Annotated in this window: 20 protein-coding genes and 2 pseudogenes (1 of these 22 only partly in view); 14 read left to right on the top strand and 8 right to left on the bottom strand. The window is 62.9% G+C overall.

Translation table 11 applies throughout. From position 1 onward, the window contains the following. Nucleotides 1-10: 10 nt before the first annotated feature. The 4 genes and pseudogenes from CSV86_RS29960 to dksA all read right to left on the bottom strand — a co-directional run bounded on the left by CSV86_RS29960 (nucleotide 11) and on the right by dksA (nucleotide 4,674). Nucleotides 11-2,964: pseudogene (locus tag CSV86_RS29960) on the bottom strand (sensor histidine kinase). Further along, nucleotides 2,948-3,124 carry a hypothetical protein gene (locus tag CSV86_RS29955; RefSeq protein ID WP_003250005.1) on the bottom strand — a complete coding sequence of 59 codons (177 nt, stop codon included), beginning with the start codon at nucleotides 3,122-3,124 and terminating at the stop codon, nucleotides 2,948-2,950. The pseudogene CSV86_RS29960 and the gene CSV86_RS29955 overlap by 17 nt, the downstream one beginning before the upstream one ends. A gap of 152 nt (nucleotides 3,125-3,276) precedes the next feature. Next, nucleotides 3,277-4,164 carry a tRNA glutamyl-Q(34) synthetase GluQRS gene (gene gluQRS / locus CSV86_RS29950; protein WP_009403760.1) on the bottom strand — a complete coding sequence of 296 codons (888 nt, stop codon included), beginning with the start codon at nucleotides 4,162-4,164 and terminating at the stop codon, nucleotides 3,277-3,279. A gap of 63 nt (nucleotides 4,165-4,227) precedes the next feature. Next, nucleotides 4,228-4,674 (bottom strand): RNA polymerase-binding protein DksA, encoded by a 447-nt coding sequence (gene dksA, locus CSV86_RS29945; protein ID WP_009403762.1) that lies wholly within the window; start codon nucleotides 4,672-4,674, stop codon nucleotides 4,228-4,230. 213 nt (nucleotides 4,675-4,887) lie between these two features. Between dksA and CSV86_RS29940 the strand changes: the two genes are divergently transcribed. Next, nucleotides 4,888-6,060 carry a pyridoxal phosphate-dependent aminotransferase gene (locus CSV86_RS29940; protein WP_009403764.1) on the top strand — a complete coding sequence of 391 codons (1,173 nt, stop codon included), beginning with the start codon at nucleotides 4,888-4,890 and terminating at the stop codon, nucleotides 6,058-6,060. Then, complete coding sequence (gene sfsA / locus CSV86_RS29935) at nucleotides 6,060-6,773, top strand: DNA/RNA nuclease SfsA (RefSeq protein ID WP_009403766.1); 714 nt, start codon at nucleotides 6,060-6,062, stop codon at nucleotides 6,771-6,773. Before CSV86_RS29940 ends, sfsA begins: the two co-directional genes overlap by 1 nt. On the opposite strand, the gene CSV86_RS29930 is transcribed toward sfsA, so the two are convergent. Beyond that, a complete protein-coding gene (locus CSV86_RS29930) occupies nucleotides 6,763-7,080 on the bottom strand; it encodes a Rieske (2Fe-2S) protein (RefSeq protein ID WP_037061568.1) in 318 nt (105 codons plus the stop codon). The two genes, sfsA and CSV86_RS29930, sit on opposite strands and share 11 nt — an antisense overlap. 137 nt (nucleotides 7,081-7,217) lie before the next feature. On the opposite strand from CSV86_RS29930, the pseudogene CSV86_RS29925 reads away from it, so the two are divergent. From CSV86_RS29925 to CSV86_RS29910, 4 genes and pseudogenes are all read left to right on the top strand, one after another. Beyond that, nucleotides 7,218-8,095, top strand: a pseudogene (locus tag CSV86_RS29925) (heme/hemin ABC transporter substrate-binding protein). A gap of 50 nt (nucleotides 8,096-8,145) precedes the next feature. Then, nucleotides 8,146-9,129 (top strand): FecCD family ABC transporter permease, encoded by a 984-nt coding sequence (locus tag CSV86_RS29920; RefSeq protein WP_170395333.1) that lies wholly within the window; start codon nucleotides 8,146-8,148, stop codon nucleotides 9,127-9,129. After that, a complete protein-coding gene (locus tag CSV86_RS29915; RefSeq protein WP_009398801.1) occupies nucleotides 9,129-9,896 on the top strand; it encodes a heme ABC transporter ATP-binding protein in 768 nt (255 codons plus the stop codon). Before CSV86_RS29920 ends, CSV86_RS29915 begins: the two co-directional genes overlap by 1 nt. A gap of 9 nt (nucleotides 9,897-9,905) precedes the next feature. Beyond that, nucleotides 9,906-10,805 carry a ChaN family lipoprotein gene (locus CSV86_RS29910; protein ID WP_051032695.1) on the top strand — a complete coding sequence of 300 codons (900 nt, stop codon included), beginning with the start codon at nucleotides 9,906-9,908 and terminating at the stop codon, nucleotides 10,803-10,805. A 185-nt stretch (nucleotides 10,806-10,990) separates the two neighbouring features. Here the strand turns inward: CSV86_RS29910 and CSV86_RS29905 are convergent, their stop codons facing one another. The 3 genes from CSV86_RS29905 to CSV86_RS29895 form a co-directional block, all read right to left on the bottom strand. After that, entirely contained in the window at nucleotides 10,991-11,263 is a 273-nt protein-coding gene (locus tag CSV86_RS29905; protein WP_009398805.1) for a TfoX/Sxy family protein, read from the bottom strand. A 161-nt stretch (nucleotides 11,264-11,424) separates the two neighbouring features. After that, on the bottom strand, nucleotides 11,425-11,769 hold the full coding sequence (locus tag CSV86_RS29900) for a pentapeptide repeat-containing protein (protein WP_009398806.1): 345 nt from the start codon (nucleotides 11,767-11,769) through the stop codon (nucleotides 11,425-11,427). Nucleotides 11,770-11,888: 119 nt separating this feature from the next. Beyond that, on the bottom strand, nucleotides 11,889-13,451 hold the full coding sequence (locus CSV86_RS29895; protein WP_009398809.1) for a bifunctional aminoglycoside phosphotransferase/ATP-binding protein: 1,563 nt from the start codon (nucleotides 13,449-13,451) through the stop codon (nucleotides 11,889-11,891). A 118-nt stretch (nucleotides 13,452-13,569) separates the two neighbouring features. Between CSV86_RS29895 and mrcB the strand changes: the two genes are divergently transcribed. From mrcB to msrP, 8 genes are all read left to right on the top strand, one after another. Then, nucleotides 13,570-15,891, top strand: coding sequence for a penicillin-binding protein 1B (gene mrcB, locus CSV86_RS29890; protein ID WP_009398810.1), 2,322 nt, complete (start codon nucleotides 13,570-13,572; stop codon nucleotides 15,889-15,891). Between the two features lie 25 nt (nucleotides 15,892-15,916). Then, entirely contained in the window at nucleotides 15,917-16,660 is a 744-nt protein-coding gene (locus CSV86_RS29885; protein ID WP_009398813.1) for a tetratricopeptide repeat protein, read from the top strand. Continuing rightward, nucleotides 16,660-16,989, top strand: coding sequence for a YqcC family protein (locus CSV86_RS29880; protein WP_009398815.1), 330 nt, complete (start codon nucleotides 16,660-16,662; stop codon nucleotides 16,987-16,989). The genes CSV86_RS29885 and CSV86_RS29880 overlap by 1 nt, the downstream gene beginning before the upstream one ends. 412 nt (nucleotides 16,990-17,401) lie before the next feature. After that, on the top strand, nucleotides 17,402-19,126 hold the full coding sequence (locus CSV86_RS29875; protein ID WP_009398816.1) for an acetolactate synthase 3 large subunit: 1,725 nt from the start codon (nucleotides 17,402-17,404) through the stop codon (nucleotides 19,124-19,126). Between the two features lies 1 nt (nucleotide 19,127). After that, on the top strand, nucleotides 19,128-19,619 hold the full coding sequence (gene ilvN / locus CSV86_RS29870; protein ID WP_008096911.1) for an acetolactate synthase small subunit: 492 nt from the start codon (nucleotides 19,128-19,130) through the stop codon (nucleotides 19,617-19,619). Between the two features lie 53 nt (nucleotides 19,620-19,672). Continuing rightward, nucleotides 19,673-20,689 (top strand): ketol-acid reductoisomerase, encoded by a 1,017-nt coding sequence (gene ilvC / locus CSV86_RS29865; protein WP_009398817.1) that lies wholly within the window; start codon nucleotides 19,673-19,675, stop codon nucleotides 20,687-20,689. A gap of 147 nt (nucleotides 20,690-20,836) precedes the next feature. Further along, nucleotides 20,837-21,694: a CDP-diacylglycerol--serine O-phosphatidyltransferase gene (pssA, locus tag CSV86_RS29860; protein WP_009398818.1), complete on the top strand. Its 858-nt coding sequence runs from the start codon at nucleotides 20,837-20,839 to the stop codon at nucleotides 21,692-21,694. A 66-nt stretch (nucleotides 21,695-21,760) separates the two neighbouring features. Then, on the top strand, nucleotides 21,761-22,203 hold the beginning of the coding sequence (gene msrP, locus CSV86_RS29855) for a protein-methionine-sulfoxide reductase catalytic subunit MsrP (protein ID WP_009398819.1). The gene runs 571 nt beyond the window's last position; 443 of the gene's 1,014 nt are visible here — the first part of the coding sequence; it begins with the start codon at nucleotides 21,761-21,763; its stop codon lies beyond the right edge, outside the window.

The raw sequence follows: 22,203 nt of genomic DNA, 5'->3' as shown, positions 1-22,203 counted from the left end.
CTCGACGGTCTCAGTTCACAGCGGACGTCGCTTCGACATGTCGTGGCAAGGTCACACGGATGCGCGTGCCACGTTGGCTCTTGGTATCGGCCGGGCTGTCGATGGTGATCTGTCCATAATGCTCTTCCACGATGGAATAGACCAGAGCGAGCCCCAGCCCGGTTCCTTCGCCCGGATCCTTGGTGGTGAAGAAGGGTTCGAACAGGCGGTCCATGATGTTTTTCGGAATGCCGCTGCCTTCGTCCTCGACGATCAGGTCCACGGTATGTTCGCTGGCCTCGCTGCGCACGCGCACCGCCGCTCCGGCGGGCGAGGCGTCGCGGGCGTTGGAGAGCAGATTGATCAGTACTTGGGCGAGGCGCTGGGGGTCGCCTTCGACCCAGTGCTCCGGGTCGCACAGGTTGAAGAACTGTACCTCGAAGTTGCGCCGGTTCAGTGCCAGCAGACCAATGGCGTCCTGTGCCACTTCGGCCAGGCACACCGGCTCGTCGCTGTGCTGGTGGCTGCCGGCATGGGCGAAGCTCATCAGCGACTGGACGATGCGCGAGATGCGCTTGGTCTGTTCGAGGATCTGGCTGCTCAGCTCGGTGATTTCCCCGTCTTCCTCGCGCTCTTCACGCAGGTTCTGCGCCAGGCAGGCGATGCCGGTCACCGGATTGCCGATCTCGTGGGCTACCCCGGCCGCCAGGCGACCGATGCTGGCCAGGCGTTCGGAGTGCACCAGCTTGTCTTCGAGCATCTGGGTTTCGGTGAGGTCTTCCACCAGCAGTACCAGGCCGCTATTGCCGGGGCCAAGGGTTCGTCGATGGCCGCCTTGTGCAGGTTCAGCCAGCGGGTCTGGCCATCCAGCGCCAGGCGTTGCTTGTGCAGGTGCTCGTCGGGCACGTTGATGAAGCCCAGCAGCAGCCCCCGCCATGGCTCGACGATGGTGCTCAGGCGCGAACCGACCACGCGCTTGGCGGGAATCCCGGTCAGCTCCTCCATGGCCCTGTTCCACATGAGGATCTCCTGGTCCTTGGCCAGGGAGCAGACGCCCATCGGCAGTTCCTGCAGGGTCTGCCGGTGATAGCGGCGCAGGGCATCGAGTTCGGCGGCCAGGCCGGTCAGGCGCGAGTGATAGTCCTCAAGGCGGCTTTCGATGAAATGGATGTCCTCGGTCACGTAGTTTTCGCTGCCGGACTTGTAGGGCAGGAAGGTTTCCACCATGTCCTGGGCCACGCTCGGCCCCATCAGGCCCGACAGGTTGGCCTCGATGCGGTCGCGCAGGCGGCGCAGCGCGTAAGGGCGGCGTTCATCGAAGGGCAGGTAGAGGTCGCGCAGCGCCTGCTCGACCTCCTTTTGCGCGGCCTTGGCTCCCAGTGGCTTGGCCAGTTGCGTGGCGAACTCCTGCGGCGAAGCGGCGTGCAGCTCGCGCCGTTGCGGGCGTCGGACGTTATCCACCGCACAGGCTTCGGCAGCGCCGACCTCTTCGGAGCTGGCGTTGGTGAACAGGGAGATCAGGGTGAACAGCAATACGTTGGCGGCCAGCGAGGCGATTGCGGCCATGTGCCAACTGGTGTCGTCGAGCACGTAGATCATGTTCAGCAACGGGATGTAGAAGCCCTGCAGGTTGCCGACCAGCGGCAGCAGCATGGTCACCATCCATACCGTGATACCGGCCAGCAGCCCGGCGATGAAGCCGCGCCGGTTGGCGGTCGGCCAATACAGCACCGAGAGCACGCCTGGCAGGAACTGCAGGGTGGCAACGAAGGCAACGATGCCGAGGTTGGCGAGGTCCTGTTGCGCCCCGAGCAACAGGTAGAAACCGAAGCCGGCCGCGATGATGGCGACGATCAGGGCGCGCCGGGTCCATTTCAGCCAGCGATAGATATTGCCTTCGGCGGGCGGCTGGTAGAGGGGCAGCACCAGGTGGTTCAAGGCCATTCCCGAAAGCGCCAGCGTGGTCACGATGATCAATCCGCTGGCAGCCGATAGCCCGCCTATATAGGCCAGCAGGGCCAGGGCCTGGCTGTTGGCGGCGATACCCAGGCCAAGGGTGAAGAACTCCGGATTGGTGCTGGCGCCCAGCTTGAGGCCGGCCCAGAGGATCAGCGGCACCGCCAGGCTCATCAGCAGCAGGAACAGCGGCAGGCCCCAACTGGCGCTGACCAGCGAGCGCGGGTTGAGATTTTCGGTAAAGGCCATGTGATACATGTGCGGCATCACGATGGCCGAAGCGAAGAACACCAGCAGCAGTGTGCGCCAGGGGCCCTCTTGCAATGGCGTGTGCAGGGCGGCGAGGGCGGTCTGGTTCTGCAGTAGCCAGACCTCCAGCTGATGCGGGCCGCCGAACACGCCGTACAGCGCATACAGACCAATCCCGCCAAGCGCCAGGAGCTTGACCACGGATTCGAAGGCTATGGCGAAGACCAGCCCCTCGTGCTTCTCGCGGGTCGCGATGTGCCGCGAGCCGAAGAAGATGGTGAACAGCGTGATCATCGCGCAAAAGGCCAGGGCCACCCGGCTCTTGACCGGTTCGCCGGTAAGGATGCTGATGGAGTCGGCCACCGCCTGGATCTGCAGGGCCAGCAACGGCAGGACACCGATCAGCATGAACACCGTGGTCAGCGCACCTGCCCAGGTGCTGCGGAAGCGGAAGGCGATCAGGTCGGCCAGGGACGAGAGCTGGTAGGTGCGGGTGATCTTGAGGATCGGGTAGAGCAGCACCGGCGCGAGCAGGAAGGCGCCGGACACGCCGAGGTAGCAGGCAAGGAAACCATAGCCGTATTGGTAGGCCAGGCCGACCGTGCCATAGAAGGCCCAGGCGCTTGCGTAGACACCAAGTGACAGGGTGTAGGTCAGTGGATGACGGATGATCGCCCGGGGGATCATGCCGCGTTCGCTGATCCAGGCCACGCCGAACAGCACCAGCAGGTAGGCGGCGCTGATCAGGATCATCTGGGTCAGGCTAAAGCTCATCGGCATCACGTTGGCTCTGCAGGATAAAGGTCACGACGATCAGGATCAGCCAGAGCAGGTAAGGGCGATACCAGGCACCGGTCGGCTCGATCCACCAGTCCATGATGGCCGGGGAGAACAGGTAGATCCCCACGACCAGAAGCAGGACCAAACGATAGATGTACATGCTGGCCTCGTAGGAATTGCGCGCTGCGAAGTGGATTTATTATTGGCGCAAAACGCGGCTGATGGTAACGGAAGGGCCGGCGCCTGCAAACGGGCCGGCGGACAATACCCAAGGTTTTGAATCTATTGGCCTTTTCGATCTCCGGCAAGCACTCAGTGCAGTTCCGCCTCGGCGAGGGCCAGGCTGCGCGGAATCGCTTGTGCATTCCAGTGCCGGGCGGCGTGCGCCAGTACCTCGGCGGGGCGGGCTGCGGCCATGGCGGCGTCGGTAGGCTGGCCCAATGCGCGCAAGGCTCGCAGGATCAGTGGTGCGGCCTGTTCCGCCGGCAGTGGTGCCGAACGGTAGGACTTGCCCAGCTTGTGCCCGTCTGGCTGGACGATAAGCGGGACGTGCAGGTAGCGTGGTTGTGACAGCCCCAGCAACTCCTGGAGATAAAGCTGGCGCGGTGTGTTGTCCAGCAGGTCGGCACCGCGAACGATATCGGTTACGCCCTGCCAGGCATCGTCCAGGACCACCGCCAATTGATAAGCATAGAGACCATCGCGGCGGCGGATGACGAAGTCACCCACTTCCTTGCCCAGATGTTGCTGAAAGTGTCCTTGTACACGGTCGTTGAAGCTGTAGGTCAGTTCCGGTACGCGGATACGAATCGCTGCATCTTCCTGAGCGTGTCCGAGATTGCGGCATAGCCCCGGATAGATGCCGTTATAACCTTCCAGCTGCTTGCGCGAGCAGGTACAGGCGTAGGCCAGGCCCTGGCGGAACAGGCGATCGATCACTTCGGCGTAGGCGCCGTGGCGGTCGTGCTGGTAGACCACCTCGCCATCCCATTCCAGGCCGTAGCTTTCCAGGGTGTCGAGAATCGCTTTTTGCGCGCCGGGTGCCTCGCGCGGCGGGTCGATATCTTCCATGCGCAACAGCCACTGGCCGCCGACGGCCCGGGCATCGAGCCAGGAGGCGAGGGCCGCGACCAGCGAGCCCAAATGCAGGAAACCACTGGGAGTGGGGGCGAAGCGCCCGATATAGCGGGAGTCGGTCATGATCGGTGCGGGCTGTATAAATGAAACGGGGCGCATGATGCGCCCCGTCTGCAGGAGTCAGGATCAGCCTTTGCCGACCTGCTTTTCCTTCTTCTCGTCGAGTTCCTTGCAATCGAAGCACAGGTCTGCGGTGGGGCGGGCTTCCAGGCGGCGCAGGCCGATTTCGATGCCGCACTTCTCACACCAGCCGTAGTCACCGTCCTGGATTTTCTGCAGGGTCTTGTCGATTTTCTTGATCAGCTTGCGCTCGCGGTCGCGGTTACGCAGCTCCAGGGCGAATTCTTCTTCCTGGCTGGCACGGTCGGCCGGGTCGGGGAAGTTGGCGGCTTCGTCCTTCATGTGGTCCACGGTGCGGTCCACGCTCTGCATCAGTTCCCCTTTCCAGGCGCCGAGCAGTTTGGTGAAGTGAGCCTTCATGGCTTCACCCATGTACTCCTCACCCTTGGTCTCCACATAGGCATCGACACCGTACATGGAATGACCGGCTTTTTGCTTTTCTACGGTGGACATGAATAGACCGCCTCTCACTCATCTGATCCAATGCGCAGGCATGTTTCCATATCCGGCGACCGCCGGCCCTGCGACTGCGAGCCGCCGAACTTACCAGATAGGATCGGGGTGCGCTACTCCCGGTTATCTCCGGTAGGACAGCGGGGTTTATCCATACGTTCACCGCGGCGCGCGGTTAGAATCATCAGTCTAGTCCCGATTGAGAGAAGGCCAATGGCTCAGCCCTACAGTGCGCGCAGTCGCGCCATCGAACCCTTTCACGTGATGGCCCTGCTGGCACGGGCCAATGAATTGCAGGCCGCCGGCAACGACGTCATCCACCTGGAGATCGGCGAGCCGGACTTCACCACCGCTGCGCCCATCGTCGAAGCCGGGCAGGCGGCGCTGGCTGCCGGCCACACCCGTTACACCGCCGCGCGCGGGCTGCCGGCACTGCGCGAAGCGATCGCCGGGTTCTACGGGCAGCGCTATGGGCTGAACATCGATCCGCAGCGGATTCTCATCACCCCTGGTGGCTCCGGCGCGCTGCTGCTGGCCAGCAGCCTGCTGGTGGATCCGGGCAAGCATTGGCTGCTGGCCGATCCTGGGTATCCGTGCAACCGTCATTTCCTGCGCTTGGTCGAGGGCGGTGCGCAACTGGTGCCAGTAGGTCCAGAGGTGAACTACCAGCTCAATGCCGACCTGGTGGAGCGTTACTGGGACCACGATACGGTTGGCGCCCTGGTGGCCTCGCCGGCCAACCCGACCGGTACCGTGCTCGACCGCGAAGCGCTGGCCGGCCTGTCCCGCGCTACCCGTGCGCACAATGGTCATCTGGTGGTGGACGAGATCTATCACGGCCTGACCTACGGCATGGATGCTCCGAGCGCGCTGGAGGTCGACGACCAGGCTTTCATCCTGAATAGTTTCTCAAAATATTTCGGCATGACCGGCTGGCGTCTCGGTTGGCTGGTGGCGCCGCCTGCGGCGATTCCGGAGCTGGAGAAGCTGGCGCAGAACCTCTACATCAGTGCACCCAGCATGGCCCAGCATGCCGCTCTGGCCTGCTTCGAACCGCGCACCATCGAAATCCTCGAAGAGCGCCGCGCCGAATTTGCCCGCCGTCGTGATTTCCTCCTGCCGGCGCTGCGGGAGCTGGGCTTCGGCATCACCGTGGAGCCGCAGGGCGCTTTCTATCTTTACGCCGATATCAGCAAGTTCGGCGGCGATGCATTCGCTTTCTGCCGGCACTTCCTCGAAACCGAGCATATCGCCTTTACCCCGGGTATCGACTTCGGTCGCCATCAGGCCAGCCACCATGTGCGTTTCGCCTATACCCAGAGCCTGCCGCGCTTGCACGAGGCGGTGGAGCGGATTGCCCGGGGCTTGCGGAACTGGCAAGGCTGATGGAGTTTTCCCCGTTGCTCGAGCAGGCGCGACTGCTCAAACGCTACAAGCGCTTTCTCGCTGATATCGAATTGCCCAGCGGCGAGCAGATGACCATCCATTGTCCGAATACCGGGTCGATGCTCAATTGCATGAAGGAGGGTGGCCAGGTCTGGTTCAGCCGCTCCGGCGATCCCAAGCGCAAGTTGCCGGGCACCTGGGAAATCAGCGAGACACCCCAGGGCCGCCTGGCTTGTGTGAATACCGGGCGGGCCAACGCCATTGTCGAGGAAGCGCTGCGCGCCGGAGTGATCAGCGAGCTGGCCGGCTTCACCGCCCTGCGCCGCGAGGTGCCCTATGGCGAAGAAAAGAGCCGTATCGACTTCCAATTGACCTACGACACCGGATTGGCTTACGTCGAGGTTAAAAGCGTGACCCTAGGCTTCGATGGCTCGACCATCGCGGCCTTTCCTGACGCTGTGACCCAGCGCGGTGCCAAACACCTGCGCGAACTGGCGGCGCTGGCTCGTCAGGGCGTGAGGGCCGTGCAGCTTTACTGCGTGAACCTGGCCGGTGTCGATGCGGTACGCCCGGCGGAGGAAATCGACCCCGGCTACGCCATCGCCTTGCGCGCGGCCGTGCTCGATGGCGTCGAGGTGCTGGCCTACGGTGTCACGCTGGACAACCGCCAGGTGCGCATCGACCGGCCCTTGCCGGTACTGCTCAATCCCTGAGCCAGATGCCCTGGTTGTCCTCGTGGCAGTCCAGGGCTTCCAGGGCATCGCCGGCGCAGGGGCCGGCAACGCATTCGCCGCTTTCGATCAGGAACAGGGCGCCATGATGGGCGCAGGCGATCAGGCTGGCGCTGCTGTCGAGGAACCCGTCCGGCTGCCAGTTCAGCGCAATACCACGGTGAGGGCAGCGATTGCGGTATAGATAAACCTGACCGTGGCGGCGAACACCCAGCAGCTCGACGCCTTCATGGTTGAAGCCACGGCTCTGGCCTTCGCTCAGTTCGACGCCGCTACATAGAAGGTGCATGGGAAACTCCGTGACGGATTCGGTCGGCTTGACGCCTAAATGCAAATAATTATCAAATTACCGGCTCGGGCCGCGTCGGGCGTCTTTATACCCTGTCCGTGATCCCACTCCCAACCTCATCAACAGGAAGCTGCCTTATGCGCCGATATGCCAGCCTGGTCGCCCTTTGCCTCGGGCTTGTGTTCAACCCGGTGCAAGCCGGGGAACCGCCGCAACGCTGGGTCAGCGCCGGTGGTGCGCTGAGTGAGTGGATTGTCGAGCTCGGCGCGCAGTCCCGCCTGGTCGGGGTCGATACCACCAGCCAGCACCCTGAATCCTTGAAGGCGCTGCCGAGCATCGGTTATCAACGCCAGCTTTCAGCCGAGGGCGTTTTGAGCCTGCGTCCCGACTTGCTGGCAGGCACCGCCGAAATGGGCCCGCCCCGGTGCTCGCGCAGATCCGCAGCGCCGGCGTGCAGGTCGAGCTGTTTTCCAGCGAGGCCGACCTGGATGCCGTGCATGACAATCTCAAGCACCTGGGGCGGTTGCTGGGCAAGCCTGAGCAGGCCGAACAGCGTTTCGTCGATTACCGCCGGCAGCTCGCTGCATTGCAGGTGAAGATCAGCGCGGCCCGGGCTGCCGAAGATGCCCCGGGGGTCATCCTGCTGGTCGGCCATGCGGGCGCCAGGCCGATGATCGCCGGCAGGGGAACTGCGGGCGACTGGCTGATCGAGCAGGCCGGAGGACGCAACCTGGCGACCAACGACGGCTACAAGAACTTCTCTACCGAGACCCTGGCCGCGCTGAATCCCCAGGTGGTGGTGTTCGCCGACCGCGCGTTGAGCGGTGATGCTGCGCTAGAGGCGCTTATCAAGGAAAACCCGGCCCTGGCATCGTCGCGTGCGGTGCGCATGAAGCGCTTGATCGCTCTTGACCCGACGCTGCTGGTCGGAGGCCTCGGGCCGCGTCTGCCGGCCAGCCTGCAGGCGCTGGCCCAGGCCTTCTATCCGTCGGCCAGGGCCGAGCTCGCGCGATGATCCGACTGGTAACGCCGCGCACGCTGTTTGTCGTACTGGGCCTGGCGTGTCTGCTGGCAGTCTGGTTGTCGCTGGCCCTCGGGCCGGTCAGCCTGCCAATGATGGACACCCTGCGGGCCGGCCTGCGCCTGCTCGGCCTGCCCGTGAACGGCGCGGGCCTGGAACAGGCGGAACTGATCCTTGGGCAGATCCGTCTTCCGCGTACCCTGCTCGGGCTAGCGGTGGGTGCAGTGCTGGCGCTCGCCGGAGTGGCGATGCAGGGGTTGTTTCGCAATCCGCTGGCGGACCCGGGGCTGGTCGGGGTGTCCAGTGGCGCGGCGCTGGGAGCGGCGATTGCCATCGTTGGCAGTGCCTGGGTGGGCGGCATCCCGGAAGCCTTTGCGCCCTATCTGTTGTCACTCTGCGCCTTCCTCGGCGGGTTGGGTGTAACCGCGCTGGTCTACCGCCTCGGCCGCAAGGACGGCCAGACCAGCGTTGCCACCATGCTGCTCGCCGGTATTGCCCTGACTGCCCTGGCCAGCTCTGCGGTGGGCCTGTTCACCTATCTGGCCGACGATGCCACCCTGCGCACCCTGACCTTCTGGAACCTGGGCAGCCTCAACGGCGCCAGTTACCAGCGCCTGTGGCCGCTGGTGCTGGTGGCGGCCGGCGTGGCGCTGTGGCTGCCGCGCCGCGCCGAGGCGCTCAATGCCATGCTGCTGGGCGAGTCCGAGGCGCGCCACCTGGGCTTCGAGGTAGAAAAGCTCAAGCGCGAACTGGTCTTCTGTACTGCCCTGGGCGTTGGCGCGGCGGTGGCGGCGGCCGGCCTGATCGGCTTCATCGGCCTTGTTGTGCCCCATCTGATCCGCTTGCTGGCCGGGCCTGACCACCGGGTCCTGCTGCCGGCCTCGCTGCTGGCGGGTGCCTCGCTGCTGCTGTTCGCCGATCTGGCCGCACGCCTGGTGCTGGCGCCGGCCGAGTTGCCGATCGGTATCGTTACCGCCTTCATCGGAGCACCATTCTTTTTGTATCTGCTGCTGCGAGGGCGCGCCTGATGCTTCAGGTCCGGGATCTGCAGGTCATTCGCGGGCACACGAGCGTCCTCGACGGCATCACCCTCGATGTGACACCGGGGCAGGTGCTGGGTGTGCTTGGGCCAAATGGCGCGGGAAAGAGCACCTTGCTGGGTGCCCTGTGCGGTGAGCTGGCGCCTCATCGTGGCCGGGTCCTTCTGCATGAGCGCCCGCTGGCCGACTGGCCGGGGCCGGAGAGGGCCCGGTGCCTGGCGGTGTTGCCGCAGGTCTCCAGCCTGGGCTTTGCGTTTCGCGTCGAGGAGGTGGTGGGGATGGGCCGTCTGCCCCATCGTACGGGGCAGGCCCGTGATCGGGAGATCGTGATCGAGGCGCTGCAGGCCGCGGACGCGTTGCATCTTGCCGAACGCAGCTACCTGGCGCTGTCCGGTGGCGAACGCCAGCGCGTGCATCTGGCCCGTGTACTGGCGCAGCTTTGGCCTGGTGAACAGGGGCGAACCCTGTTGCTCGATGAGCCGACCTCTGCGCTCGATCCCCTGCACCAGCACACGACGCTTCAAGCCGTGCGCGGTTTCGCCGATCGCGGCGGGGCGGTACTGGTTATCCTTCATGACCTGAACCTGGCTGCACGCTATTGTGATCGCATCCTGCTCCTGCAGAACGGTCGGCCCCGTGCCCTCGACACACCCCAGGTGGTGCTGCAGCCGGACGCGCTGAAGGCCGTGTTCGGTCTCGACGTGCTGGTGCAGCCTCATCCCGAGCGGGGGCATCCGCTCATCATTGCCCGATAGGAGTCGTCCATGTCCCTGTCCCGCGTGCTTGGCGTGGTTGTATTGTTGGCCGGAGGGCTGGCGGGATGTCAGTCCATGCCTGCGTCGCCTGCGTTGCCGCCGCTTCCGGCCTGGCAAAGCCCCGAGGGGCGCGGGCATGCGGAACTGGGGGTGATTCGAGAGACGGCCAGTGGCAAGGCGTTGACCCCGGAGCAATTACTCCAGCGCCTGGCGGGGGTACCGCGGGTCCTGGTCGGTGAGCAGCACGACAACCCCGATCATCATGCCTTGCAACGTTGGCTGTTGCAGGCGCTGAACCAGCGACGGGCGCAAGGCAGCCTGTTGCTGGAAATGCTCGAGCCGGCGCAGCAGGTCAAGGTCGACCTGGTCCGTCAGCAACAGCCTTTGCCGAGCGACCTGGCCAAGGCCATCGACTGGCGCCAGGGCTGGGACTGGACGTTCTACGCGCCGATCGTTCGTGAAGCCTTTGCCCAGGGCTACCCGGTTCTGGCGGCCAATCTCGACCGCGGGGAAATGGCGGCGATCTATCGCAATCCGCCAGACCTCGGTGGCCCGCGCTCTACCACTGCGGCGGTGCGTGATGCGCTGATGGAGGAAGTGCGCGACGGTCACTGCGGCATGCTCCCGGAAAGCCAGTTGCCGTCCATGGTTGCGGTGCAACAGCAGCGTGACCGGCGCATGGCCGAACGTCTGCTTGCTGCCCCCGCACCGAGCCTGCTCCTGGCCGGTGGCTACCATGTGCGCAAGGATGTCGGTGTGCCGCTGCACCTGGCTGATCTCGGTGCGGAGCAGGGTACGCTGGTGCTGATGCTGGCGCAGGTGGGCGAGGACGTGAGCCCGCAGATGGCCGATTTCGTCTGGTACACGGCGGCTCTGTCGAAGAAGGACTACTGCGCCGATCTGCGCTGAGTTCACGATCGAGCAGGCAAAAAAAGACCCGGCAAAGTGCCGGGTCAATAACCGTGATTAGCCTGATGAGGAGATAATCTGAGAGTCCGAACCAGGGGCTTTCAGTTTATCCAACCAGTCTCGCGACCAGTTGCGGTAATCATAACGATTCTCATTTCTATGTCAACGGACCAATCCGAAAAAACTCAGTTTTTTTTCCGCAGGCTGGTCGCATCCAATTGCTGATTCAGCGCCTCCTTGCGTTCTGCGGGAATATCGTTCCAGTGCACATCCAGCAACGCGCCTTCAATGGCGTAAAGCAGCACCTTCGATGCCCGGAAGCCCCGTGTGCGTACCGCCCGATAGGCATCCACCGCGCCAAGGCGACGCAGGTCGGATGCGCTGTGGATACCTACCGCGTGCAGCCACTGTGCCGAGGTCTTGCCAAGATTCTTCAGGTGCTGGAGTTCATCGTTCATCAAGCCTCCTTGCGCCGGCTGAACGGGTCTGGTGGAGGAAGTCGCGGAATATCACTCAGCAGTGTAGCGGCACTTGGCAATAACGCGGCTATTTGCCAGTGCCGTTGGGAATGTCGCCCAGGTCGGGCGTCGAGGAGGGCCCAAGGCTTTCCGAACAGAGCCTAGCGCGGACGATAACGCATGCGGGTACCGTACTTCACCGACATGAGGATCTCGTCGGCGCTCAGATCAGCCGGGAAATAGGTGCCCGAGATCTGCGCGTGGGCCAGGCTGGCGCCTTCGAGGGGAACATCCCGCAAGTCAAGGCCGCGCAGGTCGGCAGCGCGGAAGTAGGCGTCGCGGAAATCGATGCCGCTGGTGTCGAGGTCACGCAGGTCAAGCCCGCGGAAGTCACCCCCGCGGAAATCGATGCTGGCGTCCTTGGGTTTTTCGCGGTTGAAACCCGTGATGTCCTCGTTGCGAATCAATGCAAACAGCGAACTGTCCAGTAGCCGTGGTTGATTCATGATGAGCGCCTCGTGATCAGCCGAAGGAGGTGGCCGGATACTGGCATTATAGTGTCACGCTCTCCGGAAAGCCCCGGAGCAGAGGCGTGAAGTGTGGACTGCTTCACGCCTATGCAGGATTACAAGCCGGGCAGGCGCTGACGGATCTGCTCGATGAGCTTGTCGAGGCTGTCGCTTTCGTTGGTTTCCACGCGCTTGCTGTGCAGTTGCTCTTCGGCATTCAGTGGGTCGCGGCTGACCTGCTGTGCGGCGATGACTTCCAGGGTCGCGTCGGAAGGGTCGGTCCGGTCCGCCTGGCGCTGCGCCAGCCAGCTGGCGATCACCGCATCCGGGGCGTTGCAGTCGAGGATAAGGAAGGGCACCCCGGTCTCGCTGGCGACGTCGGCTGCGGCAGCGCGCTGCGGCTGCTTCAGGTACGTGGCATCGATCACCACCGGGAAGCCGGCGCGCAGGATCATCGCAGCCAGTTGGTGCAGGCGCTCATACGTGGCCTGGCTGGCGTCGCTGCTATAGATGCCGGCTTGCAGTTCGCCAGTCGCCTCGCCGGCCTGCTCTCCGAACATGCGCTTGCGCTCCACGTCCGAGCGCAGGCGGATGGCACCGAGCGCTTCGACCAGGCGCATGGCCACATGGCTTTTGCCGACTGCGGAAACGCCGTGGGTGATGGCCAGCAACCGCGAAGGAATGGCGCTGTAGCTTTCGGCCAGGTTGGCGTAGTTGCGGTACTGACGCAGGGTCGTGGCACGCTGCACGCCGTCGGCATCTGCCGGCATGCTGAACAGGGCGACCTTGGCCCGGACCAGGGCGCGGTAGGCCTTGTAGAAGTTGAGCAGTTCCAGGCCTGCGTAATCGCCGGTCAATTCCAGGTACTGGCTGATGAAGCGCCGCGCCAGGCACTTCAGGCCACGGTCTTCGAGGTCCATTGCCAGGAAGGCCGTGTCGGCGTAGACGTCGGTCAGGCGGAATGGCTCGTTGAATTCGATGCAATCGAAGATCACCACCTTGCCGTCGATGACGGTTGCGTTGCCCAGGTGGATATCGCCGTGGCACTCACGGATGAACCCTTGTGCCTTGCGCGCTTCCAGCAGCGGGTGCAGGCGGTCGAAATTGCTGCGGGCCCAGGCCTGCAGTGCATCGAGCTGTTGCAGGTCAGCCTTGTCGCTGAGGAACGGGCGGATCTGTTCGAAGTTCTGTTCCACCGGCGCCATCACGCTTTCCGGTGTGCCCAGCGGGTGTTCGACGGCAACGCGCGGGGCCTGGAGGTGGAATTCGGCAATCTGCCTGGCCATCTGGTCGATATGCGCGGCAGTCAGCTCGCCGTTGGCCTGGAGGGTGCTGAGCATCTGCTCCTGGGGAAACTGGCGCATCTTCAGGGCGAACTCGATCGCTTCGCCTTCGCCGCCGAGCTGCGGAGCCTCGGCGCTGCCGGTGATGGGCAGGACATCCAGGTACAGGCCATCGGTCAGGCGCTTGTTGAGGCGCAGTTCTTCGTTGCAGAAGTGCTCGCGACTGGACAGCTCGGTGAAATCGAGAAAGCCGAAATTCATCGGCTTCTTGATCTTGTAGGCGTAATCGCCAGTGAGCACGACCCAGGAAATATGCGTCTCGATAACCCGGAAATCCTTCACTGGATGCGGGTACAGGGCTGGGTTCTGCAGGGCTGCGATCAAGGCTTGGCTCACGGGCGATCCTTCCGGGGAAAATGGGATTCTAATCGGCCATTATGGCGGCAAGCATGCCGTCTGGAAACCGCCGGGGGGCGTCTGTCGATGAACGATAAAGTGCGTATAATCCGCGCCCATGACACGTACCCGATCTTCCCGTACCCCCAAAAAACAAGCGTCCAGCCGCTCCCGCGCCTGGCTCGGCTGGGTCATCAAGCTCAGCCTGGTCGGTCTTGTGGTGCTGGCCGGCTTCGCCGTCTATCTCGATGCCGTCGTCCAGGAGAAATTCTCCGGCAAGCGCTGGACCATTCCGGCCAAGGTCTACGCGCGGCCGCTGGAGCTTTTCGTTGGCCAGAAGCTGAGCAGGGACGATTTCCTGGTTGAACTCGACGCCCTTGGCTATCGCCGTGAAAGCGTGGCCAACGGCCCGGGCGCGGCAGCGGTGAACGGCAATACCGTCGACCTGAACACCCGCGGCTTCCAGTTCTATGAGGGCATGGAGCCGGCACAGAAGGTCCGCGTGCGTTTCTCCGGCGACTACGTGGCCGGCCTCAGTGCGGCCAACGACGCCAAGCTGGCAGTGGTGCGCCTGGAACCGTTGCTGATCGGGGGCCTGTATCCGAAGAATCTCGAAGACCGCATCCTGATCAAGCTGGACCAGGTGCCGCCGTACCTGCTGGAAACCCTGGTGGCCGTTGAAGACCGCGACTTCTATCACCACTTCGGTGTGTCGCCCAAGTCCATTGCCCGGGCCGTCTGGGTCAATACGTCTTCCGGGGCCATGCGCCAGGGCGGCAGTACCCTGACCCAGCAGTTGGTCAAGAACTTCTTCCTGACCAACGAACGCAGCCTCAGCCGCAAGCTCACCGAAGCCATGATGGCGGTGCTGCTGGAAATGCACTACGACAAGCAGGAAATCCTCGAGGCCTACCTCAACGAGGTCTTCGTCGGCCAGGATGGCCAGCGTGCCGTGCATGGCTTCGGACTGGCCAGCCAGTTCTTCTTCAGCCAGCCGCTGTCGGAGCTGAAGCTGCACCAGGTGGCTTTGCTGGTGGGTATGGTCAAGGGGCCGTCCTACTACAATCCGCGCCGTTATCCCGAGCGTGCCCTGCAGCGGCGCAACCTTGTCCTCGATCTGCTGGCGGAGCAGGGCGTGGCAACGCCAGAAGCGGTGGAGGCCGCGAAGAAAATGCCGCTGGGCGTGACCAAGCGCGGCAGCCTGGCGGACAGCTCGTTCCCCGGCTTCCTCGATCTGGTCAAGCGCCAGCTGCGCCAGGACTATCGCGACGAAGACCTTACCGAAGAAGGCCTGCGCATTTTCACCAGTTTCGACCCGATCCTGCAGATGAAGGCCGAGTCGTCCATGGCCGATACCTTCAAGCGTCTCGCGGGTCGCAAGGGTGCCGATGAGGTGGAAGCGGCGATGGTCGTGACCAACCCTGAAACCGGTGAAGTGCAGGCCCTGATCGGCAGCCGGCAGGCCGGTTTCGCCGGCTTCAACCGGGCTATCGACGCAGTGCGCCCGATCGGCTCCCTGGTCAAGCCGGCGGTCTACCTGACGGCGCTGGAGAAACCCAGCCAGTACACCCTGACAAGCTGGGTCCAGGATGAGCCTTTCTCGGTCAAGGGCGCCGATGGCCAGGTGTGGAAACCGCAGAACTACGACCGCCGCGCCCATGGCACCATCTACCTGTACCAGGGGCTGGCAAATTCCTACAACCTGTCCACGGCCAAGCTGGGCCTGGAACTGGGTGTGCCGAATGTGCTCAAAACCATCGGGCGCCTGGGTGTCGAGGTCGACTGGCCGGCCTTCCCGTCCATGCTCCTGGGCGCTGGCGGAATGTCACCGATGCAGGTGGCGACCATGTACCAGACCCTGGCCAACGGTGGCTTCAATACACCGATGCGCGGTATCCGCAGCGTGCTGACCGCCGAAGGCGAGCCGCTCAAGCGTTATCCGTTCCAGATCCAGCAGCGTTTCGATCCGGGCTCCATCTATCTGGTGCAGAACGCCATGCAGCGGGTGATGCGCGAAGGTACCGGGCGCTCGGTCTACAGTGTGCTGCCGGCGTCGCTGAACCTGGCGGGCAAGACGGGTACCAGTAACGACTCGCGGGACAGTTGGTTCGCTGGTTTCAGCCAGGACCTGCTGGCGGTTGTCTGGCTCGGTCGTGACGACAACGGCAAGACGCCGTTCACCGGTGCCACCGGTGCCCTGCAGGTGTGGACCAGCTTCATGCGCAAAGCCGACCCGCTGCCGCTGGACATGCCGCAGCCGGACAACGTGGTGCAGGCCTGGGTCGATCCGCATACCGGCCAGGGCTCCGATGCGAGCTGCCCTGGCGCGGTGCAGATGCCTTATATTCGCGGAAGCGAGCCGGCTGCAGGTGCGGCCTGTGGCGGTGAACAGAACCCGGCCGAGTCAGTCATGGACTGGGTCAAGGGCTGGATGAATTGATCGGCGAGAGCCAAGAGGACCTGACGTGAAAAAATGGTGGTTTCCAGCCCTGACGGCGCTGGCCTTGCTAAACGGCTGCGCCACCGTGCAGCGTGGTTCGATCCCGGTGGTGGATTCCGGTACCCGGGTATCCAATAGCGAGCGTGTCCAGGCCAACCGCGGCAACACCGCGCCTGTGCGCAGCGGTACCAGCCAGGCCCAGTCGGTGCCGCAGGACAGCGGCGTGACCGTGATGATCCCGCAAGGCAGCGGCGCGGCGCCTATCCAGACCTTCCCGGCGTCCACCGCGCCGGCCGGAATCAGCACCGGGCCGATCGTCCCGGGGCCGTCGACTTCGCAGCCGTACACTCCGCAAGGAAGTACCAGCACCTATACGATGCCGTCGGCGCCGACCGGTATTCCGCGGGCCAATACCAGTTCGGGTGGCCTGTCGGCCGACGAGCAGTTGGACGGTCCGGTGCTCGCGCTGCTGACCACTGCCCAGCAACAGCAGGGCAGTGGCGACTACAACGGTGCCTCGTCCAGCCTGGAGCGTGCCCAGCGCATCGCGCCGCGTGAACCCCAGGTGCTTTATCGACTGGCCCAGGTGCGCCTGGCCCAGGGGGATGCCGCCCAGTCCGAGCAACTGGCGCGTCGTGCAATGACCTATGCGAACGGTCGTCCCGACCTGCAGGCCGGGCTGTGGAACATCATCGCCCAGGCTCGCGACAAGCAGGGTGACGCTGCGGGTGCCGCCCTGGCCCGGCAGAAAGCCCAGGCGCCGCAGTGATGGATCCGCGCATTCTCGATATCGCCGACCATCTGCTGTTGATCGAACGTGAACTGCATCTGCAGGGCTGGTGGAGCGATGAGTCCCCCAGCGTCGAAGCACTGTCCAGCACCGTGCCGTTCGCGGTCGACACCATGGCGTTCGATCAGTGGCTGCAGTGGATCTTCCTGCCGCGCATGAAGGAGATCCTCGAGCGGGGGCTACCGCTGCCTAACGCGTCGGGGATCCTGGTCATGGCCGAGACGGTCTATGTGGACCGTCCGGAAGAAAGCCGTCAATTGCGCAAGCTATTGGCCGAGTTTGACCAATTGATCAATCCATCTGCCTGATTTGCCTGCCGTTATCGTCCGGGGCCGCTTTTGCGGCCCCGTTTCGTTGCAGGCAAGGCCGGGCAAACGTTTCCGCCCGGCTGGCAAAGGCGCTGCGGCGGAATTTAAACCGCTAAGTCACTTGACTTGCGCAGTTCGAATCACAACAATCCGAAGTCCGCTGTAGGGGGACTGCCAGAAGCAGACCCGCTAAGCAGATCATGAGGCGCACACCCGCGCCGACCTGTTACACCCCGCAACGCGTTACCTCGCGCTGGGTGGGAAGACCCCGCAACACTTTGGGGCGCTCCCAATACTTGCTCAGTCAGTGCTGACGTAGTGGCATTTTCGTCGCTCATGCTCTGCTTGGCAGTAAACCTATTAAGACCCGTTCCGGAGCGAACGGTATTCTGGCGTTTTAGAGGTGAACAACGTGGAGCTTTTATCCGGCGCTGAAATGGTCGTCCGCTTCTTGCGTGACGAAGGCGTTAAGCACATCTATGGGTACCCTGGCGGTGCTCTCCTTCATGTTTACGATGCCCTGTTCAAGGAACCGGAAGTGAACCACATCCTGGTTCGCCACGAGCAGGCTGCTACCCATATGGCGGACGGCTATGCCCGTGCCACCGGCAAGGCCGGCGTGGTACTGGTAACTTCCGGCCCTGGCGCTACCAATGCCATCACCGGCATTGCCACCGCCTACATGGACTCCATCCCGATGGTCATCCTGTCCGGCCAGGTGCCCAGCACCATGGTCGGTACCGATGCCTTCCAGGAAACCGACATGATCGGTATTTCCCGGCCGATCGTGAAGCACAGCTTCATGATCAAGCACGCCTCGGAAATCCCCGAAGTCCTGAAAAAAGCCTTCTACCTGGCCCAATCCGGCCGTCCCGGCCCTGTGGTCGTGGACATTCCGAAGGACATGACCAACCCGGCTGAAAAGTTCGAGTACGTCTATCCGAAGAAGGTCAAGCTGCGTTCCTACAGCCCTGCCGTGCGTGGTCACTCCGGCCAGATCCGCAAGGCTGCCGAGATGATCATCGCTGCCAAGCGCCCGATCATCTACGCCGGTGGCGGCGTGATCCTTGGCGGCGGCTCCGAGGCGCTGACCGAGCTGGCGCAACTGCTGAACGTCCCGGTTACCAACACCCTGATGGGCCTCGGTGGCTATCCTGGCACCGACCGCCAGTTCCTCGGCATGCTCGGCATGCACGGCAGCTACACCGCCAACGTGGCGATGCACCATGCCGACGTGATCCTGGCTGTCGGCGCACGCTTCGACGACCGCGTGGTCAATGGCCCGGCCAAGTTCTGCCCGAGTGCCAAGATCATCCACATCGATATCGACCCGGCTTCGATCTCCAAGATGATCAAGGCCGACGTACCTATCGTTGGACCGGTGGAAAGCGTCCTCACCGAAATGCTCGCTGCAGTTCGCGAGATCGGCGAGAAGCCTGAAAAGGCGGCGATGGATGCATGGTGGAAACAGATCGAAGAGTGGCGCGGCGACCGCGGCCTGTTCCCTTACGACAAGGGCGACGGCAGCGTCATCAAGCCACAGACCGTGATCGAGACCCTGTGCGAAGTCACCAAGGGCGATGCTTTCGTCACCTCCGACGTGGGCCAGCACCAGATGTTCGCGGCGCAGTACTACCGCTTCAACAAGCCGAACCGCTGGATCAACTCCGGCGGCCTGGGCACCATGGGCTTCGGTTTCCCGGCGGCCATGGGCGTCAAGCTGAACTTCCCGGAAGCAGACGTAGCCTGCGTTACCGGCGAAGGCAGCATCCAGATGAACATCCAGGAGCTGTCGACCTGCCTGCAGTACGACCTGCCGGTGAAGATCGTCAACCTGAACAACGGTGTGCTGGGGATGGTTCGCCAGTGGCAGGACATGTCCTACAACAGCCGTCACTCCCATTCGTACATGGAATCGCTGCCTGACTTCGTCAAGCTGGCCGAGGCCTATGGTCATGTGGGTATCCGCATCACCAGCCTGAAGGACCTCAAGCCCAAGCTCGAAGAAGCCTTTGCCCTCAAGGATCGCCTGGTGTTCATCGATATCCAGGTCGATAACAGCGAGCACGTCTATCCGATGCAGATCAAGGATGGTTCGATGCGCGACATGTGGCTGAGCAAGACGGAGCGGACCTGATATGCGGCACATTATTTCCCTGCTGTTGGAAAACGAACCCGGTGCCCTGTCCCGCGTCGTCGGCTTGTTCTCGCAACGCAACTACAACATCGAAAGCCTGACCGTGGCGCCAACCGAAGACCCGACCCTGTCGCGTCTGACGCTGACCACTGTCGGCCATGATGAGGTGATCGAGCAGATCACCAAGAACCTGAACAAACTGGTTGAGGTGGTCAAGCTGGTCGACCTGTCGGAAAGTGCTCATATCGAGCGCGAACTGATGCTGGTCAAGGTGAAGGCCACTGGCGCCCAGCGTGCCGAGATCAAGCGCACCACCGATATCTTCCGTGGGCAGATCGTCGACGTCAGCGCCAGTGTGTACACCGTGCAGCTGAGCGGCACCAGCGACAAGCTCGACAGCTTCATTCAGGCTATCGGCACTGCGTCCATCCTGGAAACCGTGCGTAGCGGTGTCACCGGGATTGCCCGTGGCGACAAAGTGCTGAGCATCTAACTCTACGAAATTAGCGAATGGCCTGAACAAGGCCGAGATAACAGGGGTATTTCATGAAAGTTTTCTACGATAAAGACTGCGATCTGTCGATCATCCAGGGCAAGAAGGTTGCCATCATCGGTTACGGCTCCCAGGGTCACGCCCAGGCGTGCAACCTGAAGGACTCCGGTGTGGATGTCACCGTCGGTCTGCGTAAGGGTTCGGCTACCGTTGCCAAGGCTGAAGCCCACGGCCTGAAAGTTGCTGACGTCGCTACCGCCGTCGCCGCTGCCGACCTGGTCATGATCCTGACCCCGGACGAATTCCAGGGCACCCTGTACAAGAACGAAATCGAGCCGAACATCAAGAAGGGCGCTACCCTGGCCTTCTCCCACGGCTTCTCGATCCACTACAACCAGGTCGTTCCTCGCGCCGACCTGGACGTGATCATGATCGCGCCGAAGGCTCCAGGCCACACCGTTCGCTCCGAGTTCGTCAAGGGCGGTGGTATCCCTGACCTGATCGCCGTTTACCAGGACGCTTCGGGCAACGCCAAGAACGTCGCCCTGTCCTACGCCGCTGGCGTTGGTGGCGGCCGTACCGGCATCATCGAAACCACCTTCAAGGACGAGACCGAAACCGACCTGTTCGGTGAGCAGGCCGTTCTGTGCGGCGGTACCGTCGAGCTGGTCAAGGCCGGTTTCGAAACCCTGGTCGAAGCTGGCTACGCGCCGGAAATGGCCTACTTCGAGTGCCTGCACGAACTGAAACTGATCGTCGACCTCATGTACGAAGGCGGTATCGCCAACATGAACTACTCGATCTCCAACAACGCCGAGTACGGTGAGTACGTCACCGGTCCGGAAGTCATCAACGAAGAATCCCGCAAGGCCATGCGCAACGCTCTGAAGCGCATCCAGGACGGCGAGTACGCGAAGATGTTCATCTCCGAAGGTGCTACCAACTACCCATCGATGACCGCCAAGCGCCGCAACAACGCTGCCCACGGCATCGAGATTATCGGCGAGCAACTGCGTTCGATGATGCCTTGGATCTCGGCGAACAAGATCGTCGACAAAACCAAGAACTGATTGGTTTCGAGCGAATGAAAACGCGGCTTCGGCCGCGTTTTTTCATTTTGGGGGTCAGCTTCTGGTATAAGCTTTCCATCCGTTTGTCGGCGAACCCTCGCCGCGAACCTTTGTCGAAACTTTCCAAACCGTTGCAAGGTAATCTCAATGAGCGAACGTCCCGAAGAGCCGAACAAGGCCTCTGACGCCGAAAGCCTGCTACCGATCGATGAGCATGTCGAAGAAGGACATGACGCCGAAGGACGCAAAGTCCGTCACCGCGGCATCTATCTGCTGCCTAACCTGTTCACTACCGCGAACCTGTTCGCCGGTTTCTATTCCATCATCAACTCGATGAGCGCCCAGAGCGCCTTGAGTGCCGGTGACCCGAAGGAGGCGAGCAAGTACTTCGCCTTCGCCGCCATCGCCATTTTCGTGGCCATGGTGCTTGATGGCCTGGATGGCCGTGTTGCGCGCATGACCAATACCCAGAGCGCTTTCGGTGCCGAGTACGACTCCCTGTCCGACATGGTTGCCTTTGGCGTTGCGCCGGCATTGCTGGCCTTTGGCTGGGCACTGGGTGACATGGGCAAGGTCGGCTGGATGGTCGCCTTCATCTATGTCGCTGGCGCAGCATTGCGTCTGGCGCGCTTCAACACCCAGGTCGGCAAGGCCGACAAGCGCTACTTCATCGGCCTGGCCAGCCCGGCTGCGGCAGGTGTGGTGGCGGGTACCGTCTGGGCATTCAGCGATTTCGGCATCCAGGGTTCCAAGCTCTCGTTCCTGGTGGCCTTGCTGGTAGCCGGCGCGGGCATGCTGATGGTCAGCAACATCAAGTACAACAGCTTCAAGGAACTGGACCTGAAGGGGCGTGTGCCGTTCGTGGCCATCCTTGCCGTGGTGCTGGTGTTTGCGGTTGTCTTCAGCGATCCGCCGCGCATCCTCCTGCTGGTGTTCCTTGCCTATGCGGCCTCTGGTCCGGCGCAATATTTGTTACGTATGCGTCGGCGGAAAAACGTCGAGTAGGGCTGCAATATTTTCAGGACTCCGTAGTCTACTGCTGCATCTGTCCAGCGGTTCTGCGGAGTCATCATGCTGATCAAGTTCCCCCGGGCTTCCGACTCTTCCGAGTCGGAAGTCACGCCCGAGTCGCTTTACCTTTCCCGTCGTTCCCTTCTGGGTGCCTCCATGGCCGGTCTGGCGATCGCCGGGCTGCCGGCTTGGGCGCGCGCAGCCGAGGCCTCCCGCTATGCCGATGTCGAGGCGGGCTCGCCGCCTGCCTGGTTCACCGAAAAGCTGCCGGGAGTGCGCTGGCAGGCAGTGAATGTGCAGGGCGAGGCGATCACCCCGTTCAAGGATGCGACCCACTACAACAACTTCTATGAGTTCGGTACCGACAAGGGGGATCCGGCGGAAAACGCCGGGAGCCTTCCGACGTCGCCCTGGACCGTGGTGATCGATGGCGAGGTGGGCAAGCCGGGGCGCTATGCACTCGAAGATTTCATGAAGCCATATCAACTGGAGGAACGTATCTA

The sequence above is a fragment of the Pseudomonas bharatica CSV86 genome, from assembly GCF_000319305.2.
In the GTDB taxonomy this organism is placed as follows: domain Bacteria; phylum Pseudomonadota; class Gammaproteobacteria; order Pseudomonadales; family Pseudomonadaceae; genus Aquipseudomonas; species Aquipseudomonas bharatica.
Note: the sequence above shows the minus strand (reverse complement) of the source record. Positions and strands in the feature narration are given on the sequence as shown.